The organism is Nostoc flagelliforme FACHB-838 (assembly GCF_014698065.1).
Taxonomy (GTDB): Bacteria; Cyanobacteriota; Cyanobacteriia; order Cyanobacteriales; family Nostocaceae; genus Nostoc; species Nostoc flagelliforme_B.
Genome location: NZ_JACJSI010000012.1, coordinates 1 through 18,821 on the forward strand (window position 1 = coordinate 1; position 18,821 = coordinate 18,821).

17 protein-coding genes and 2 tRNA genes are annotated in these 18,821 nt (G+C 41.8%); 9 read left to right on the forward strand and 10 right to left on the reverse strand.

What is annotated here, in order from left to right; translation table 11 throughout:
- Both H6G97_RS08790 and H6G97_RS08795 read left to right on the forward strand, forming a co-directional pair.
- The coding region (locus tag H6G97_RS08790) for a transposase (protein WP_190940255.1) at positions 1-290 on the forward strand (290 nt) is incomplete at its 5' end.
- Positions 291-685: 395 nt separating this feature from the next.
- The gene (locus H6G97_RS08795) at positions 686-1,039 is read left to right on the forward strand and encodes a hypothetical protein (protein WP_199349316.1); all 354 of its coding nucleotides are present in this window, start codon (positions 686-688) and stop codon (positions 1,037-1,039) included.
- A 142-nt stretch (positions 1,040-1,181) separates the two neighbouring features.
- On the opposite strand, the gene H6G97_RS08800 is transcribed toward H6G97_RS08795, so the two are convergent.
- The 4 genes from H6G97_RS08800 to H6G97_RS08810 all read right to left on the reverse strand — a co-directional run bounded on the left by H6G97_RS08800 (position 1,182) and on the right by H6G97_RS08810 (position 4,992).
- Positions 1,182-3,026 carry a lipoxygenase family protein gene (locus tag H6G97_RS08800; protein ID WP_190940256.1) on the reverse strand — a complete coding sequence of 615 codons (1,845 nt, stop codon included), beginning with the start codon at positions 3,024-3,026 and terminating at the stop codon, positions 1,182-1,184.
- 558 nt (positions 3,027-3,584) lie between these two features.
- Positions 3,585-3,749, reverse strand: coding sequence for a hypothetical protein (locus tag H6G97_RS55345; protein ID WP_338421637.1), 165 nt, complete (start codon positions 3,747-3,749; stop codon positions 3,585-3,587).
- A 426-nt stretch (positions 3,750-4,175) separates the two neighbouring features.
- Positions 4,176-4,292, reverse strand: coding sequence for a transposase family protein (locus H6G97_RS52300; protein WP_190940349.1), 117 nt, complete (start codon positions 4,290-4,292; stop codon positions 4,176-4,178).
- Positions 4,293-4,359: 67 nt separating this feature from the next.
- Positions 4,360-4,992, reverse strand: coding sequence for a DnaJ domain-containing protein (locus H6G97_RS08810; RefSeq protein ID WP_190940257.1), 633 nt, complete (start codon positions 4,990-4,992; stop codon positions 4,360-4,362).
- A 31-nt stretch (positions 4,993-5,023) separates the two neighbouring features.
- On the opposite strand from H6G97_RS08810, the gene H6G97_RS08815 reads away from it, so the two are divergent.
- From H6G97_RS08815 to trxA, 5 genes are all read left to right on the forward strand, one after another.
- Positions 5,024-6,112: a tocopherol cyclase family protein gene (locus H6G97_RS08815; protein WP_190940350.1), complete on the forward strand. Its 1,089-nt coding sequence runs from the start codon at positions 5,024-5,026 to the stop codon at positions 6,110-6,112.
- A 33-nt stretch (positions 6,113-6,145) separates the two neighbouring features.
- Positions 6,146-6,219, forward strand: a tRNA-Arg gene (locus tag H6G97_RS08820).
- A 350-nt stretch (positions 6,220-6,569) separates the two neighbouring features.
- The gene (locus H6G97_RS08825; protein WP_190940351.1) at positions 6,570-7,100 is read left to right on the forward strand and encodes a YdcF family protein; all 531 of its coding nucleotides are present in this window, start codon (positions 6,570-6,572) and stop codon (positions 7,098-7,100) included.
- A 456-nt stretch (positions 7,101-7,556) separates the two neighbouring features.
- Positions 7,557-8,720, forward strand: a complete 1,164-nt coding sequence (locus H6G97_RS08830) for a GuaB3 family IMP dehydrogenase-related protein (protein WP_190940258.1) — start codon at positions 7,557-7,559, stop codon at positions 8,718-8,720.
- Between the two features lie 339 nt (positions 8,721-9,059).
- A complete protein-coding gene (gene trxA, locus H6G97_RS08835) occupies positions 9,060-9,383 on the forward strand; it encodes a thioredoxin (protein ID WP_190940259.1) in 324 nt (107 codons plus the stop codon).
- Between the two features lie 148 nt (positions 9,384-9,531).
- Here trxA and H6G97_RS08840 read toward each other — a convergent pair whose 3' ends face one another.
- Positions 9,532-10,125 (reverse strand): MarC family protein, encoded by a 594-nt coding sequence (locus H6G97_RS08840; RefSeq protein ID WP_190940260.1) that lies wholly within the window; start codon positions 10,123-10,125, stop codon positions 9,532-9,534.
- Positions 10,126-10,335: 210 nt separating this feature from the next.
- Between H6G97_RS08840 and H6G97_RS08845 the strand changes: the two genes are divergently transcribed.
- On the forward strand, positions 10,336-11,148 hold the full coding sequence (locus H6G97_RS08845; RefSeq protein WP_190940261.1) for a carbon-nitrogen hydrolase family protein: 813 nt from the start codon (positions 10,336-10,338) through the stop codon (positions 11,146-11,148).
- A gap of 202 nt (positions 11,149-11,350) precedes the next feature.
- Here H6G97_RS08845 and fba read toward each other — a convergent pair whose 3' ends face one another.
- The 5 genes from fba to pdhA form a co-directional block, all read right to left on the reverse strand.
- On the reverse strand, positions 11,351-12,430 hold the full coding sequence (fba, locus tag H6G97_RS08850; protein ID WP_190940262.1) for a class II fructose-bisphosphate aldolase: 1,080 nt from the start codon (positions 12,428-12,430) through the stop codon (positions 11,351-11,353).
- A gap of 316 nt (positions 12,431-12,746) precedes the next feature.
- A complete protein-coding gene (locus tag H6G97_RS08855) occupies positions 12,747-13,439 on the reverse strand; it encodes a Uma2 family endonuclease (protein WP_190940263.1) in 693 nt (230 codons plus the stop codon).
- 103 nt (positions 13,440-13,542) lie between these two features.
- Positions 13,543-13,614: transfer RNA gene (locus H6G97_RS08860), tRNA-Lys, on the reverse strand.
- Positions 13,615-13,675: 61 nt separating this feature from the next.
- The gene (locus H6G97_RS08865) at positions 13,676-14,545 is read right to left on the reverse strand and encodes an aldose epimerase family protein (protein WP_190940264.1); all 870 of its coding nucleotides are present in this window, start codon (positions 14,543-14,545) and stop codon (positions 13,676-13,678) included.
- Positions 14,546-14,643: 98 nt separating this feature from the next.
- On the reverse strand, positions 14,644-15,678 hold the full coding sequence (gene pdhA / locus H6G97_RS08870; protein WP_190940265.1) for a pyruvate dehydrogenase (acetyl-transferring) E1 component subunit alpha: 1,035 nt from the start codon (positions 15,676-15,678) through the stop codon (positions 14,644-14,646).
- A gap of 763 nt (positions 15,679-16,441) precedes the next feature.
- On the opposite strand from pdhA, the gene H6G97_RS08875 reads away from it, so the two are divergent.
- Positions 16,442-18,730, forward strand: a complete 2,289-nt coding sequence (locus H6G97_RS08875; protein ID WP_190940266.1) for an IMS domain-containing protein — start codon at positions 16,442-16,444, stop codon at positions 18,728-18,730.
- Positions 18,731-18,821 lie beyond the last annotated feature (91 nt).

Genomic DNA, 18,821 nt, shown 5'->3' on the forward strand with positions numbered 1-18,821 from the left:
AAATCTTGATAATTCTAGATAACGCTAGTTACCATAAAAAGAAAACTATATTGGCAGAGATTGAAAAAAACTTACCAAATATTCAACTATATTTTCTGCCTGAGTATAGCCCAGATTTGAATTTAGCCGAACTTGTATGGCATTCGGCGAAAGAATACATATCTCATCGCCTATTTAAATCAGTAGAGGAACTGAAAAACTTATTAAATAGGTTGTTAAATCAGGGAGAGTTAATAATTAGAGGGGGAAGAAAAATTAAAAATAAAGGTAATGCTGCTATTGCAAACTAAATGTGGAACAGCTTAGCAGCAATCCAATCTAAATCTGATACTTGTGTAATACACTTACACAGTTCGCAAACTAGCAAAGAAGTGTTAGGAATCAGTTCCCAGTTATAAGCACTAATGAGGGCGCGGTGGTACTCCCTCTGGGCGATGATGTATAAATCAAAGAGTCAACGATGATCTAATTTAATTTCTGCTGCGTTGATAAAAAAGATTTCAAAAAATCCTTTTGGGGGCTATATAGGCGCTATATATACCTCAACAACATAGTGCTTACAAGCAATTCAAAAAATCTCTGAAAAATATTGAAAAAGATCCACATCAGATCCAAGAAGCGGAAAGCTTGCTAGTTGATCTTCTCTCTATTTTTCTTTCCCTAAAGTAACAAAAGAGGGTTAATAGTGGTTAACTGTCAAATAGCAGAGGTAGAGGTCAATGACTTGGGATTTGATTTAAATGTCGAAGCATATTTTGTCATTGCAGACACAACAGGTCAAAATCATTTTCGGGCTAACAAGATAGTCCTTTGGTCGAATATATGGGGGGATGAACAACGGCTTTTCGATTTAGAAGATGAACTAGGTGACCAATTCTGGACAAACTATCAAATCCAGTTACTTTTTGATGAAAAAAATCAGCAAACAATTGAACTATCAGTATCTCAAACAGATGATTATACAGCGAGGTTAGAATTTTACCCATCCCTGAAAAGGTTTTTACCATCCATAGTTCCCTTTGCGGATAATGACTTTTAAAAATTATTATCCAAACTGATTATGAATTATCAGCCAATCAAGCAGAATGGCAACCCTGACTCTTCGGAGCGCAAGCTATACCATAGTTAACAGTTAATAGTCAAGCAAGAATCATTGGCTATTTTGATAGCCCATAAGAAGCTTATCCACTTGTACTGTTAGCCATCCGGGAAGGTAGAAAACCGGGGTAACATTCTTTTCGACCTTTATTGCGTTGTTCGATGAGTTTTTCTAAACCTTTGAGACGGTCTTGTAAGCCTCTTAGAACACCAATAGCTCGAAAGTCTTGAAAACTATTCACACCGAAATCTGTAAATGCCTTGGGATCTTGCTTGGTGCCAATTACTGCCATGACGTTAACCTGAGCAAACGTTGCCTCAATGCCAGGTAGGAAACTAGTGAGGCTATTCTCGTCCCGGATGATTCCTTTGATAGTTGGAATAGGCTGGTAGATAGCTCCTGGCATATTAGGAATAAAAGCCATGTATTGGTATTGAATCCAGGCAATAGCTGAGTGTTGTGGTCCAGCAGTAAAAATGATTTGTGTCAGTAAATCAATCAATTGGTCACGGTTGGTAAGACGGGGTGGCAGAGAAGCTACACCAAAACCCTGCTCACTAATGGGTCTTTGTAAAGCTTGTATCCAATTTTGAAGTTCAAAATCCTCACGGATATCTCGGTTGGATTTGTAGTAAATTCCCACATATTGACTAACATATTCTTCTAAGGCTTTCCAAATTAACAACCCGTCATCACGATAGGGAAAATCTCTCAGTACAGAACGGTCATCAACACCTCGCTGGCGTAAATTAGTCGGAAGAGCAAAATTACTAAAGTTATTAAAAACTTGACTAACACCTTGATTTGCAAGGTTGCGCGAGCTTTCAAGAGTGCCTCCTAAAATGATATCTACTAATCCTCCAGGATTGATCAGTACCTGATCAGCAACAGCATTGATTGCCATTGTGAACTCAAAGTGGGGTTTTAGTAGCACATTCACGGGATGACGAGATGCTAGTTCACGAACAGTAGCTAGTGCAATGGGTTCTAAAACAAGATGGGTCTGCCCCAAGTGACGTACTAACTGATGGACATAAAAATCAGCCATCTGAGCGATCAGTTTCGCCAAAGTCCAGTCCACTCCATCCATTGGTGTCAAAAGCAGACTTGTTCCGGGAATTTGTCCTAGTTGGATGGCAATAGGGATTAAGCACGAATCCTTGCGACTCCTATCAGTATAATAGAGTGCGATTGGGGCAGCGAGAAATTTATTCTGTTTGGGGGTAACGGTATCGTTATCAAGTAACGCATAATCGGTGACAAAAAGATTTCCATTTTTAATGGCACTTTTGAGAGTTTCTCTAACGTACCCTCTTCTATATACCCTTCTGAGCACAGTTTGAAAAATCTCATCCGTTATTGAGAGTTTTTGAGTCAGACTGTAATTCAGTGCCAACACATTGGTTAATTCCATTGGGTTGGGGCCGGAAAGCCGATGTTGTGCGAATGTGGCATCGCTTCGGAAGGTCTTAGCAACATCTGGTAAAGGTAAAACCGGAAAAACTGCTGCGTAGTCTTCCAACTTGAGAAATGACTGCGGATTCTGCAAAAATGCTTGTTGATTTGCTGCTATTTTTTCTGACAAAGTTGCACGATTATTGTTATACCCTTCAGAAAAAACCTCTTGAGCAGGTAAAGTTGCCACACGAACAGCAGTCGGTAGCCGCAATCCGACCTGATATTGTTGACGTGTTTGTTCTAGCTGCTGCTGACGCTCTTGCTGGCTTATCAGTGCTTCATGTTGCGGTAAAGTTGGGATCTGCGGATTGGCAGGAGGACTTGGCTTTGAAGAGGGAGTATCGCCTTTGACTAAGTTTTCCAAGCCAGGGGTACAGGCTAAACCTAATAGAGCTAGCATAGTACGGCGCGATAGGACGTATTGCTCTATTAATTGTTGGTGTCGTTGCTGTCGAGTTGGTAAGCCCATTACATTATCCTCCACAAAAACCATACTTTTCACCAATAAAAATCATACGGTGTCTGTCGTTTTTTGTGTTAAACATGATACTTATCTTTAAGCTGCAACATAGTTGATATTGCCTTTATTTTTGATTTTTCGATGCCACTTAATCAGTAACTCACCTTGGTTTAACAGTTTATCTAGTAGCAGGGCGGCCGCGTCATGTTAATAAACAAAGTCTATTCTCAATAGAGCTAAAATTAATGTCATTAACTTTTGCTTATTGCGAAAATTTTAGGCGTTGGCGTAGCCCGCCGCAGGCATCGCTTTAGGGCTTAAAAAATAATCAAGCACGAAAGGAAGGATTTTTTCGTTGGTTCTTAACCTTCGTTGTGATCAAGAGTAATTTAGATGCGTTTGCCCTAGACCTGTCCTAAAACTTGAAAACAAGTACACACAAGGCTTTGAGACCAACCCTTGCAGATTATCTGTCAACATAATAATTAGGGTTTGATATCGTTACTGATAGTTTAAACAAGCAAAATACAGTTTTATAATTATAGGCGATCGCTATTATTGTCTAATTTAAGTAACTCCTAAAATCAGACTACCAATTCTCAACCTTACTAATCCACAAACCGTGAGAACTATATCATTGTAAACATCGCTTTTTAGTCGAAATCTGTGTGATACTATTTGAAAAATTTTCACCAATCTTATGAGATGCTCAATATATATCCGATTACTCAAAAATACTTTGTTTTATTGTTTTTGTGCATAACTTAATTCCTGGTTTCTTTTTTTTTGTAAAGAGTCTTTATATTTTTACCGCCTTGATATCCCTTGTCGCCTCCAAATACTTGTTTAATGTGAAATTTTATTGATTACGAAATAAATTTATGTCCGCAGTTAGTACAGGTAAGCCTACTTATACATCGACAATATCTTGAGCTTCTGGAAGACCAAGAAACTGAGTTTTTCTAGTATGTTGTCTAATATTCCTGAATAGTATTTTTTTTGATCTTCTGGCTGTGATGGTCTATTTACAGGCTGTTATACGCTATCAACTAGTAGCTGAAATTTGGTTAAAATCTCTTGAAAAATTTTCAAAGCGCTATCTTTTTTTGAGACTTGTTCGAGTAAGCTAGCCGACAATATATCCCGGATAATTTTCCTCTAATAATGAAAATTATCATTTGCTTCGGTTTTGGAAATACCAAACAGCATTCCTAAAATTTCAAGTGATGGCATTTGTCTGAGGTAAAATAAGCATAATACTATTTTTTCAAAAATTAAATTCGATTCCTATATAACTCCAGGTATTGTATTGCTATTTAAAGCCTATTAAGGTATTTGCTTCTTATCTCCAACGCCGATTTAGCCGCAGGAAACTTTTTATCCTCTGACAAAATCTTTCTACCAGAGGTCTAGGTTTTGATACATATCTAGGCGATCGCGATCTACGCGTACTCCCCGGATTTCTTAATTCTTCTTCTATTTGTGCAGCTTTATTTAAATCTGAAGCGGCTCTATATTCGTATCCCAATTGTGAGCAAACTAGCCCACGATATTTATATGCGTCAATATAGCGAGGATTGAGACGAATCGCGTGGGTAAAATCTGCGATCGCATCTTCATATCTTCCTTGTGTAGCATTCTCTACCCCTAAAGTATAGAAAGTTTCTGCATCCCAACGATTGACAGATATTTTTGGGGGATTTTTAGGCGAAGATGAAGATGGATTCTTAGGAATAGGAGGCTCAGATGGACTTTCAGACTTGAGCTTGTTGTAAGCTGCGTTGATTAATTTAATTTTTTCCTCAGCTTCCTGTTTTTGCTTTTGTTCAATAAAGCGATCGGGATGCCAAATTTTCACCAGTTGACGATAAGTTCGCTTCACCTGTGCTTGAGACGCACCAGGTTCAAGTCCAAAAATTTCATAAGCATCATTGATATCGAAGCGTAGACCCTTTTGTGGCTTGTCGTCAGACATCGCGCATACTGATAAAATGGCAACTATATCTATGTTAACTATTCCCCTAAATTCTCTCCAAACACCCCATTCTGGCTATCACTGGGATGGCAGTAGTCGCCGCTTCTTTGAAGGCTGGTATTATCGCGTCACCTTACCGGAAATTGGGCAAACATTCGCCTTTATGTACTCCATTGAAGACCCCATCGGCGGTAAACCTCACAGTGGCGGTGCAGCACAAATCCTCGGCCCGGATGATGAATATTTATGTCGTACTTTTCCTGATGTCAACAAATTTTGGGGTAGTCGAGATGTCCTGAGTTTAGGTCATTGGGGTAAAACTAATTTGCAAATTTCTCCGCTATATCTCCTCCCAGAAGAATTTGAGCATCATGTTCAAGAAGGATATCAAGCTACTGCGACTTTGAATCAGGGAATAATTCGCGATCGCGCCACCAATAATTATTGCCGTTGGCAGTATGAAATTCAACCAGTATACGGTTGGGGAAATCAAAATAGCAATCAGCAATCAACAGCAGGCTGGCTATCATTCTTGCAGATTTTTGAACCTGGATGGCAAATTTTGATGGCTCACGGTCTCGCCAGTGGAAAAATTGACTGGAATGGCAAAATCTACGAATTCACCAACGCCCCAGCCTACGGCGAGAAAAATTGGGGTGGTGCTTTTCCCCAAAAATGGTTTTGGATAAATTGTAATTGCTTTGAAGGCGAACCCGACTTAGCATTAACTGCTGGCGGTGGACGCCGGGGTGTGCTGTGGTGGATGGAATCTGTGGCGATGATTGGCTTGCACCATCAAGGCAAGTTTTATGAATTCGTTCCCTGGAATTCACAAGTAGAGTGGGAAATCCAGCCTTGGGGCAGATGGCAAATGAAAGCTAGTAACTCCAATTACGAAATAGAATTGACCGGAACCACCCATCTACCCGGTACACCTCTACGTGCGCCCACAGCAGAAGGTTTAATATACTGTTGCCGGGACACCATGCAAGGAAAGCTAAGTTTAGAGTTACGAGAATTAAATGGAAGTAAATCTAAAATCATTCTGAAAGCAGAAAGCCTTCTTTGTGGTTTAGAAGTAGGCGGCGGCTCTTGGGATAATTGTTGGCAGTCTCGGTAAAACTACTGCTATAATTATATATGCTTCGCAGTTGGGGTTGTAGCTCAGTTGGATAGAGCGGACGCCTCCTAAGCGTCAGGTCGTGCGTTCGAATCGCACCAGTCCCGTTGTCTCAAGAGAGTTATACAGCAATTCGTAGGTTAGGACAGATGTGCTAACCTACCTTGTTTGTGCCTAATTGAAACGAGAATCACTATATAAAGTGGCTAGAACCCTTTGATGAATCGTCCGATACAGGTTAGGATAATCCATCAATTAGAGGAAAAAACTCCAGGCACGCTCAATCGCGCTTTAGCGCAGAAATCAAGAAAATTTATATTTGGGCAGATTATCGAGGAGTTTGCTAATCTACTATCAACTGTTGTTTTTCTTTTAATTTAGAGAAAATTTTGGACTGAGTAAATAAAGTTATTGAGCCTTGAATAAGCTACTCTTTACAGGTAAATCTTTTCGTTTTATGGCTTTTGTCCTACCATTAATCACTTGGTGGGGATACAAAGAAGTACAAAACCAATTTGTACAGCCGCAAGCAGTTGTAGTGTTGGGTGGTTCAACGAGACATTTAGAGCGAGAGAAGTTTACAGCAAAATTCGTTCGTGAGCATCCAAATATACCCATTTGGATTACAGGCGGCAGCCCACGTACATTCACCCAACGAGTGTTTACCAAAGCTGGTGTTGATCCCAAACGTTTACACTTGGATTATGAAGCAGTAGATACAGTTACTAATTTTACCACCTTGGTGGATGATTTGAATGCTCGCGGCATCAAGAGCGTTTATTTGATTACTTCAGACTTTCACATGCGCCGGGCTTGTGTCATCGGCGAAATTATTTTGGGTAGTCGGGGTATTTATTTAAAACCGATACCAGTCCCTTCAGAAAAACCGCCTGAATCTATCGAAAAATCTATTCGTGATGGAGCTAGAGCCATAATTTGGTTAGTAACTGGTTACACTGGTGTGGATGCCGCTAAAAATAAGCGGTAAATCATACTCAATTTGGATTTTTAAATTGAAAATCTTTCGACTCAGAAGGTTTATCGATTAGAAACAAGACAAATTATTCCAACTTTATATTGTATGATTTATTGGCATTTGCATATTCGTCAATACAGACAAATTGAGAGAACTAATGCCAATGATCTTGATATTAACTCAGTAACAATAGGCACACCGAAGAATATTGCGAATTAGTGGGACGAACAAAAATTGACGCTCTTAGGGAAATGAAGACAAAACCGTCCTAGAAGTGCGTAGCTCTAAACTTCAAAGCAATTAACAACTTTTCCTCATTTGTTTCCTTAGTACATACTTTGCATCTACCAGAAACTTGAGCGGCGGCTTGGGCTACTCAAATCTATCTCTGTAGTTCCAGAAAAAAACGCCCCAAGTCCTCCCACAATTTGATACCCTAGCTTAAACAGATTTGAGAAAAATTAAAGCGTGGAAATTCAACTTGGGCGGGGAAAAACAGCTCGCAGAGCTTACGGAATAGATGAAATTGCTCTAGCCCCCGGTAACAGAACACTAGACCCCAGTTTGGCAGATACTAAATGGCGAATTGGCAATATTGAGCGAGAAATCCCGATAATTGCCAGTGCAATGGATGGCGTAGTAGATGTTCGCATGGCTGTACGTTTGTCACAGTTAGGAGCATTAGGTGTCCTCAACTTAGAGGGGATTCAAACTCGCTATGCTGATCCAGAGCCAATATTAGATCGGATTACCTCTGTGGGTAAAGATGAATTTGTTGCTCTGATGCAAGAACTCTATGCCGAACCAATAAAACCGGAATTAATTGAACAACGTATTCAGGAAATTAAACAACAAGGTGGCATTGCGGCGGTGAGTGCGACTCCAGCCGGTGCAAGTAAATACGGTGAGGCGGTGGCAAAAGCTGGAGCAGATTTATTTTTTGTGCAGGCTACGGTAGTTTCTACTGCACATCTGTCACCAGAGTCTTTAGTACCACTTGATTTAGCAGAATTTTGCCGTTCCATGCCCATCCCCGTGGTGTTGGGGAATTGCGTAACTTATGAAGTTACTTTGAATTTGTTAAAAGCTGGGGCGGCTGGGGTACTAGTAGGAATTGGGCCTGGTGCTGCTTGTACTTCTCGTGGAGTCTTAGGTGTTGGTGTACCACAGGCGACTGCGATCGCAGATTGTGCAGCAGCACGAGATGATTACTACAAGGAAACTGGTAATTATATCCCTATTATTGCTGATGGCGGTTTAATCACTGGTGGCGACATTTGTAAATGCATCGCCTGTGGTGCTGATGGTGTGATGATTGGTTCCCCCTTTGCCAGAGCCGCAGAAGCCCCAGGACGAGGTTATCATTGGGGTATGGCGACTCCCAGCCCTGTCTTGCCCCGTGGCACCCGCATTCGTGTTGCCACCACTGGCAGCCTAGAGCAAATACTTATTGGCCCAGCAGGGCTAGATGATGGCACTCACAATCTTTTAGGAGCCTTAAAGACGAGCATGGGCACTTTAGGAGCTAAAAATATTAAAGAAATGCAGCAAGTGGAAGTTGTGATTGCGCCTTCGCTATTAACCGAGGGTAAAGTTTACCAAAAAGCTCAACAATTAGGTATGGGGAAATAGAATTGGGGCATGGGGCATGGGTTATTTATTAATTCTTCTCCCTCTGCTTATCCGAACCATATTCTCCCCAATCCCCAATTCTTCAATAAATCTTTCCAGGCCCCTAAACAATTGCTGGAAAAATCCGATATCTCGCTTACAATAGAGATAGCGGAGACGAATGTTTCCGTTCACTCCTCACACCACACTCCGCCCGGACTACTGTTCGGGCGGTTCCTTATGTTTATTTATAAATTTTAGAGCTTCTTTGCAAATGTACACCCTCGCACTGCCAAGCTAAGGTTTTTGCTATGGTAGAATTTTCACCAAGCTCAGATATTATTGGCGAAGGTTTTAGGCATGTCAACAGCCGCACAAGTTACCGATTCTAGTTTCAAGCAAGAAGTACTCGACAGCGATGTACCCGTTTTAGTTGACTTTTGGGCACCCTGGTGCGGACCATGCCGTATGGTAGCTCCTGTTGTCGATGAAATCCACGAACAGTACAAAGGTCAAATTAAGGTCGTCAAAGTCAATACGGATGAAAATCCTAATGTTGCTAGTCAGTACGGCATCCGCAGTATTCCTACATTAATGATTTTTAAAGATGGACAAAAAGTAGATATGGTCGTAGGGGCTGTACCTAAAAGTACATTAGCTTCCACTCTCGAAAAGTATCTTTGAAACTCAATCGGCAATAAAATCCTCTTGAGTTATCCTTGTTGTTCTAACCTTAGGTTAATTTTTATAAACAAGTTTGAGAAACGAGAAATTCGCGCCTCTCAAACTTGTTTACATTTGTATACAGTTTTAGAGTATTTTTAGGAGTTTTCTAGCTCAAAAATAACTCTCTAATTCCCGTACTACCAATTTCCACTGCTAGCGCCGCCAACAGAAAGCCCAAAAGTTGAGTCACAATTACTCCACCTTCTGCACCAATCCACTGGTCAATCAGATTTGCTAAACGCAAAATCAACCAAGTAATCAACATTGCCCCTAAAATACCTACCGCTACAGCAATATGCGGACTCTGTGATTTCGACATCAGCAACATCACCGTCGTCAAAGTCCCCGGCCCCGCTAGTAGTGGTAAAGCTAGTGGAGTAATTGCGACATCGCGTCCTTCCTCAATAATCGGCTGGTCTAATTCTCCCTGTAACATTTTCAAAGCTATTAACAGCAACAATAGTCCTCCTGCTATTCGCAAAGAGCCGATACTGATTTCCAAGTAATTTAAAATTATTTGCCCAGCAAAGGCAAATAGCAAAAGAACTGCGATCGCAACGATAATTGCTTTATCTATAACTTTGTTTCTTTGGTCTGGCATCATGCCCTTAGTCAAAACTAAAACAATCGGTATATTGCCCACGGCATCCGCCAAGACAAACACAGCGATAAATGTTTGAATGAGAATAGAAATATCCACAGTAGACAGCTTTTATCAAGGTTTGATCACAACCTAATCTTTATCTTGCTCAGTTTGCTATAACCCAGAGGAAGATTAAGATCAGTAATAAAACAACTCTGGTAAAGAAAATCTTGGCTGAGGCATTTCTAATTAAGTTCCACAGATGTTGAAGTAGCGATATATTTTGATAATCTCTTTTCCATCAATCAACTGTTCGTTGTTGAATCTATGAAGCCTTATTTAGCCGCCGCTATTCAATTGACCAGTGTGCCTGATCTACAGAAAAATTTGGCACAGGCAGAAGAATTAATAGAGCTTGCCGTGCGTCAAGGTGCTGAATTGGTAGGTTTGCCAGAAAACTTTTCCTATATGGGAGAAGAAAAAGACAAACTCGCGCAAGGTGATGCGATCGCTCTTGAAAGTGAAAAATTTCTCAAAAAAATGGCTCAACGCTTTCAAATTACGATCTTGGGCGGCAGCTTTCCAGTTCCAGTAGACAATACAGGCAAAGTTTATAACACCACTCTACTTATCGACCCAAACGGTCAAGAACTTGCCCGTTACTACAAAGTACACCTATTTGATGTTGATGTCCCCGACGGCAACACCTATCGGGAATCCAGCACGGTTGTAGCTGGTACACAACTACCCCCCGTCCATTTCTCAGAAAAACTCGGTAATTTAGGTCTTTCTATTTGTTATGATGTCCGCTTCCCTGAACTGTATCGACATCTGGCAGATAAGGGAGCTGATATTATCTTTATTCCCGCCGCCTTTACCGCCTTTACTGGCAAAGACCACTGGCAAGTACTACTACAAGCCAGAGCCATCGAAAATACCGCTTACGTCATTGCTCCTGCCCAAACAGGCAATAACTACGGTCGCCGTCTAACCCACGGTCACGCCGTTATTATCGACCCTTGGGGCGTAATTTTAGCCGATGCCGGGGAAAAACCGGGAATTGCGATCGCAGAAATCAAGCCCACTAGGCTCGAACAAGTTCGCCGTCAAATGCCTTCTTTACAACATCGCGTGTTCTAGGGAGTGGGGAGTAGGGAGAAGAGTTTATCCCCTCTGCCCCCCGCACCCTGCCCCTCTGCCTCTTTTCAATGCCCCATTCCCCATGCCCAGCCTTTATGAATAAAACAAAAAACCGGGTAAACACCCGGTTTCTGACAACATTAAAATTCTCAGTTTTTTAGGAGCATAGCAAAACTATGCCCCGATTTATTTGTTGTCAAAATTAAACTTTAGCAGCTGATTTGGTAACAACGTTGAGTTCACCTTTAGCATACTTAGCAGCAAAATCTTCCAGAGAAATTTGCTTAATCTTGCTTGCGTTGCCAGCTGTGCCAAATTGCTGATAGCGTTCAGCACAAACCTTCTGCATGTATGTAATGGAAGGCTTGAGGAAGTGACGGGGGTCAAACTCCTCTGGTTTTTTAGCCAAAGCTTCGCGTACAGCAGCAGTAATAGCCAAACGGTTGTCGGTGTCGATGTTTACTTTACGTACACCACTCTTAATACCTTTTTGGATTTCTTCTACAGGTACGCCGTAGGTTTCAGGAATTGCACCACCATACTGGTTAATCAGTGCAAGCAAATCTTCTGGTACAGAAGAAGAACCGTGCATTACTAAGTGGGTGTTAGGCAGACGGCGGTGAATTTCTTCAATGCGGCTGATTGCCAAAATTTCCCCAGTCGGCTTGCGGGTAAACTTGTAAGCACCGTGGCTTGTGCCAATAGCAACAGCCAAAGCATCTACTTGGGTTGCTTCTACAAATTCAACAGCTTCATCGGGGTCGGTTAGCAGTTGTGAGTGGTCAAGTGTACCTTCAAACCCGTGACCATCTTCAGCTTCACCAGCACCAGTTTCTAGAGAACCCAAACAACCTAGTTCACCTTCAACGCTGACACCCAAAGCATGAGCTACATTTACAACTTCGCGGGTAACATTAACGTTGTACTCGAAGCTAGCGGGAGTTTTAGCATCAGCTTCTAAAGAACCATCCATCATCACGCTGGTGAAGTTGTTCTTAATTGCTGAGTAGCAGGTAGCAGGCGCATTACCATGATCTTGGTGCATGACAATGGGAATGTGAGGATAGGTTTCTACAGCTGCCAAAATCAAGTGGCGTAGAAAGTTTTCTCCTGCATAATTACGAGCGCCGCGTGAAGCTTGTAAAATTACGGGGCTATCTGTCTCTACAGCAGCCTTCAGGATCGCCTGAATCTGCTCCAAATTGTTAACGTTGAAAGCTGGGATCCCGTAACCGTTTTCAGCTGCGTGATCCAGAAGCAGCCGCAGTGGTACAAGCGCCATAGATAGTCCTCCTAATGTGGTTGTCAGCTAGTCGGTCTGAGAAAAGCGTATTTATTACGCTAAATCTTAAGAGTTTTTTCAACTTATAGGAAATTATAACTAGTGTCGTGTGCCTATGCTGAAAAAGTTTACCCCATCGTTATTATAAATGTGTTCTATACTTGCTCTCTACTGCTGTACTATGCCCCATAGTTGCTCTGTGTTGCTGTACATTTAGTTACCCTACAGTTAGTATCTCTGGTAGCCCACTATCCAAAATGGCCATCTCAAAGCGATCGCACTCTTAACTATTTTGGCAAATCTATAAGCGATCGCATCAGGCAAAAGGCTCTAGTCCCTGGACAAATGCTGCGTGTTCAGGAGATTGCAAGCCTGTTTGTAAAACAGTCAACACGGACTGCATATTCCCCGCTAATAACTCTGCAACCCCTAACCACAACCCTGGAAAAATTTGACTTCGCAGAATTCCGTTACTATCAGTAGCCAACTCTAAATACTCACCCTGTTCCAAATAGAACCAGGTCAATTTCTGATCGAGTACTTGCCAGACAATATATTCTTTGACTCCATTGCGACGATAGGCTTGTTTTTTAGCATGGAGGTCGATGGCGACACTACTAGCAGCAATTTCGACAATTAGCTCTGGTGCGCCTTCAATATAATCATCTTCACTCAGCCTTGCTTGACCACCCGCTTCTGGGTTGATTATAAGTACAGCATCTGGTTGGGGTTCGTTATCTAAGTCTAGGCGCACAGTGGGTTCTACTCCCAAAGCTACACCAAGTGTCGCGGCTTCGTAAGTACCGAGCCATGTAAGAATCCAACCGTGCGGTTGACCGTGACTTCTAAAACGTAAAGCAGCAGGCATGATGTAGACAATTCCCTCAATCAATTCCGCTTTTTTCAAGTTAGGCATGGCGTTATAGCGACGCTCAAATTCATAAAGGCTGAGTTTGTCGCCATTTTCCAGAAGGGGAATTGTCCAATGCTGTGGAAGTGTTTTTACCATGACAATGGTGTGTGGGATTTGTCTATGCCTATCCTACCGAATTGCAGAAATTTCTTGGATGCTGCGATCGCCTTCTTTTAATCTAAATATTATGTTGATTTTATGGGTCGCCCGGGATTCGAACCCGGAACTAATCGGTTAAAAGCCGAGTACTCTACCGTTGAGTTAGCGACCCTTTCGCTGCATTTCGCAACTTTGCAATCATAGCATATACATCTATAGATTTGTAAAGGGGTTTAGAAAAAATTAGCAGTCAACCTTATAGATGCTGTATGGCTAGCTCCTGGTGCTAACATAGTCAGGTTATCACCAGTATTGAGAGAGTTACGGGTGGCACTCCACGGTTCTAGACAGTAGAATTCTTTGCCTTTGACTGTCCAAAATACCAGGTAGGTGGAGAAATCATCATAATCCAAGGTGAGTTTTAACTTCCGGCTGCGATCTATTGCATTAGCCGATTTACTCGTTAGCTGTCCAAAGGCAAAATCAATTTCATCACGGCTAAAGTCAAAATTGCCATCAAAAGAGCGAATTTCTTTAGTTTGATTGTCTTGATACTGCTTAGAGGGAATTTCCAGTTCTAATTGAGTTTTATCACCACACAGAAAGTAAGGATGGAAACCAGCCGAAAAGGGCATTGGTGTAGATGACAAGTTTTTATAATGCTGGCGGACTTCTAAAGTATTACCTTGAAGTTCGTAGGTGAAAGCCAACTGAAAATCAAAAGGATAAACTGCCTTAGTTTGCTCATTGCTATCAAGAACGACAGTGAGACTAGCTTTATCTCCAGTTTCTTGTTCTGTTGCTTTCCAGGGCAATTCACGGGCAAAACCGTGTTGTTTAAGAGTATATTTTTGTCCGTTATGAGTGTACGTATTATCTGGTAGATTGCCACAAATAGGAAACAAAATTGGATTTCCACCTCTGACACTCAACTCAGGATGAGTAAAGCGTTCAGTATCCAGATAGAAAATTTCTTGTCCTTGAATACGCCAACGGGTGATGATCCCACCGCGTTCTGGTACAACTTCCAATTGAGAACCAGCGGCTTCGTCAGAAAGAATGTACGTCTTGTACTGTTGCTGTTGAACTGCAATGCTAAACACAAATTTTAGTCCTAATTGGGAATTGGGAATTGGGAATTGGGAATGGGCAATTGGAAATTAGTTATTTCCCTCCTGCCCCCTGCCCGATTCCCCAAAATTTACTCGTCTTCTGCAAACACGAAACGATATAACTCGCTAGGGTCTGGTTCGGGGCTGCTTTCGGCGAATTTAACCGCTTCGTCGATTACATCCTGAATTTTACGATCAATTGCTTTGATTTCTCCCTCATCCGCCAGATTTTGCTCCAGCAAATAAGCTGCCAACTTCTTAATTGGGTCACGGGCAAACCAAAATTCTTTCTCTGCTTTGCTTCGCATTTCATCAGGATCTGCCAAGGAGTGACCCCGGAAGCGGTAAGTAAGCGCCTCAATTAATGTTGGCCCCTCACCTGCACGGGCACGGGCTACAGCTTCTTGAGCCACGGCTCTAACTGCTAGTACATCCATGCCATCTACTTCCACGCCCACCATGTTAAATACACTGGCTTTTTTATAAATCTCTGGCTGAGAAGTGGCTCGTTCGTGAGACATACCAATGGCCCACTTATTATTTTCGACTACAAAAAGAATTGGCAATTTCCATAAAGCTGCCATATTTAGCGTCTCAAAAAACTGACCATTGTTAGCTGCACCGTCGCCAAAAAAGCAAGCTGTCACTTGGTCAGCATTTTTATCTCCCAGCACTTCTCGGCGGTATTTGCTTTGAAAAGCCGCCCCAGCTGCTACAGGAATTCCCTCAGCCACAAAAGCGTAGCCACCTAGCAAACGGTGTTCAGCAGAAAACATGTGCATGGAACCACCGCGCCCTTTGCTGCAACCTGTGGCTTTGCCAAATAATTCTGCCATTACCTCTCTTGCTGGTACTCCCGCACTGAGAGCATGAACGTGGTCACGGTAAGTACTACAAACGTAATCTTCACCCGGTCGCATTGACTGCACAACACCACTGCAAACGGCTTCTTGACCGTTGTACAAATGGACAAAACCAAACATTTTGCCTCTGTAGTACATTTCAGCGCACTTGTCTTCGAACAAGCGCCCTAACACCATGTCCTCATACAACCGTAACCCTTCTTCCTTAGTAATGTGCGTAGTAGCAGGATTAAAAGTGGGTAAAGTACGCTCTTGAACCATTATTTTTGAGTATCCCTGTTGTACAAGTTAAAAGTTACGGTCTTAAATAAGTTGGTCTGATAACACCTCAGCTTGTTAACAGGCTAGCGCTTGCAAGACTCAACAATCAAACTTTATTTATGCACCAAAAAAGGGTCTTAGGGAATAGCTGAATTTTTAATTGCTGATTTTTAGCTTTTCAGCCCATGCCCCATGAGGATTTGACTCTAACAACAATATCTGCCGTTTTGAGTGTTTCTCTCACTATTCCTCTTCATAGACTACCAATCAAGATAGATTGCTTTCTGCATATCCATTAACAATTTAAAAAAAAGGAGGCAAAAATCCATATTACCTAAATAGGTAATTGTAATTAAAGGTTAATTATGATATGATTTTTTTCTCTAGTTATCATGGTCAATCCCCAATAGTAGTATTTTTGTTACTTCCTGGTGGGAAAGTCCCAAAAAAATCATCAATAGATTTTTCCAACCACAACAATTATGCCGTAATTAAAAACGGTAGTTGTGGTTTGTGCTATCGAAGGCTGATAATAGTTGTGTTAAACAAAAATACTAAGAATTAAGACAAAAAATTGAGTATTTCTAGGCGAAAGCAAAAAATTAATACTAGAATGTGACTCAAAATTTCGGGAAGGTACAAAACAAGTTGTTGCAATATACACTTGTAGAGTAAATTCTATACGGTATTGTTATGGCACGGTTTTACAGGCCTGGAACGCTCTAGGTGAATTATGTTGATCACGGTGCAGGGGAAGTAGGCTGTGCGAATTCCGCTAGATTACTACCGAATTTTAGGACTACCGTTGGCGGCAAGTGATGAACAATTGCGACAGGCATACAGCGATCGCATTGTACAATTGCCTCGACGTGAGTATTCTCAGGCAGCAATTTCTTCTCGTAAACAACTCATAGAAGAAGCTTACGTGGTTTTATCAGATCCAAAACAACGCAGTACCTACGATCATCTCTATCTTGCCCACGCCTATGACCTAGATAACCTTGCTGCTGCCGCAGTAGCAAAGGAAAATCGTCCAGAAAGCACCAAAAGGGGTAGTGACATTCAGAGTCTAGGTATCGAAATTACCCAAGACGAATTAGTTGGTGCTTTATTGATTTTGCAAGAGTTGGGGGAATACGAACTTGTATTGAAACTAGGTCGTCCCTATCTGGTAAATAAAAATGGTGCTACAAGTGCAAGAAAGGGCAATAATTTAGCAGACGAAGAAATACACGAAAGTGCTGAACATCCAGATGTTGTTCTCACTGTTGCCCTTGCCTGTCTAGAATTAGGTCGTGAACAGTGGCAGCAAGGTCACTATGAAAATGCCGCCATATCCCTAGAAACTGGTCAAGAACTGCTAGTACGCGAAGGGTTGTTTTCCACTGTACAGGCTGAAATTCAGGCGGATCTTTACAAATTGCGACCATACCGAATATTGGAGTTGCTGGCACTACCTCAAGAAAAGACTGCCGAACGAAACCAAGGCTTGGAATTATTGCAAAATCTGTTAGAAGATCGTGGCGGGATTGATGGCACGAACAATGATGATTCTGGTTTAAACATAGATGACTTTCTGCGATTTATCCAGCAGTTACGCAACCACTTAACAGTTGCAGAACAGCACAAGTTATTTGAAGCCCAAAGCAAACGTCCTTCTGCTGTTGCCACTTACTTAGCTGTTTATGCCTTGATAGCACGCGGATTTGCTCAACGTCAACCTGCTTTAATTCGTCAAGCAAGGCAAATGCTTATGCGTCTGGGCAAGCGCCAAGATGTACATTTAGAACAGTCGCTATGTGCATTACTCTTGGGACAAACTGAAGAAGCAACTCGTGTTTTAGAACTTAGTCAAGAATACGAAGCTTTAGCTTTTATTCGGGAAAAATCTCAAGACTCTCCAGATTTGTTACCAGGGCTGTGTCTATATGCAGAACAGTGGTTGCAACACGAAGTATTTCCCCATTTTCGAGATTTAGCAAACCAACAAGCCTTTCTAAAAGATTACTTTGCTAACCAACAGGTGCAAGCTTATTTAGAAGCACTGCCAACGGACGCAGAAACAACTAATGAATGGGCTGTAGTTAATCCCCAATATTTTCCGCAGGCGAAGACAAAGAATTCTCCTTTCCTTAACAATTCAGCTAGAACTCCAAGGCAATCTAACTACAGCAGAACATCTGACCTAGATTTGCCAGAAACACCCGAATATTCAAACTTCTCACCACCAATATGGAATTCATCTGAGAGTGTAAAATCAGATGTTCCTGCTGCCGAACGGATGAGCAGAGGTACTAATCAGCATTTAAATGGTTCAGGTAAGACGGCAGCACCTGGCCATAACCAAAAGCGTCGGCGGAGAAAACCTACTCCATCTGCTAGCCGAGAGCGTATACCAGATAATCGTCCTCATTCTCGTCGTCCTCGGCGGCGGCGAACTTTTGCTAACACCATCGAAGGGAAAACACGGCTGGTATGGAGAGTGTTTATTTCTTTGGTGAGTATATTAGTTTTCTGGGTGTTAGCGACAACAACTTTTGGATGGTTAAAAAATCTGTTTTTTCCTCCACCCTCTCTGCGTGGTATAGAGTTGTTTGTACAGATAAATCAACCACCAATATCTATTCCTGATCCAAATAGTAAACCACAAGCAACAGATGGGCCTTTAACAAATGCAACGGCAGAGGAAGTTATTCGGACTTGGTTCTCGACCAAAGCCGCAGCTTTAGGGCCCAATCATGAGATTAATAATTTAGATCAGATTTTAACTGGTTCAGCTTTATTTCAATGGCGGCTGATTGCTCAACAGTATCGGTCAGACAATCGCTACGGCAAGTATGACCATAGCTTGAAGATAGAATCTGTTGAGAAAATTGATTTATTTGCAGATCGTGCCGCAGTGGAAGCCACGGTTAAGGAAGTGGCACAGTTCTATGAAAATGGTCAGTTTAAAAGGTCTTCTAACGATAATTTGCGAGTTCGGTATGATTTGATTAGAGAACGAGGTAAATGGCGTATTCAGAGTACATCTGTTGTGAATCAGATAATCTAATCAGATAAAGTTGAATTATTAAAACCCTTAGCTGCTACGCAGCGTAAATAGTTTTGATTTTCCTTTTAAAAATGGTTTAGGACTGCTATAA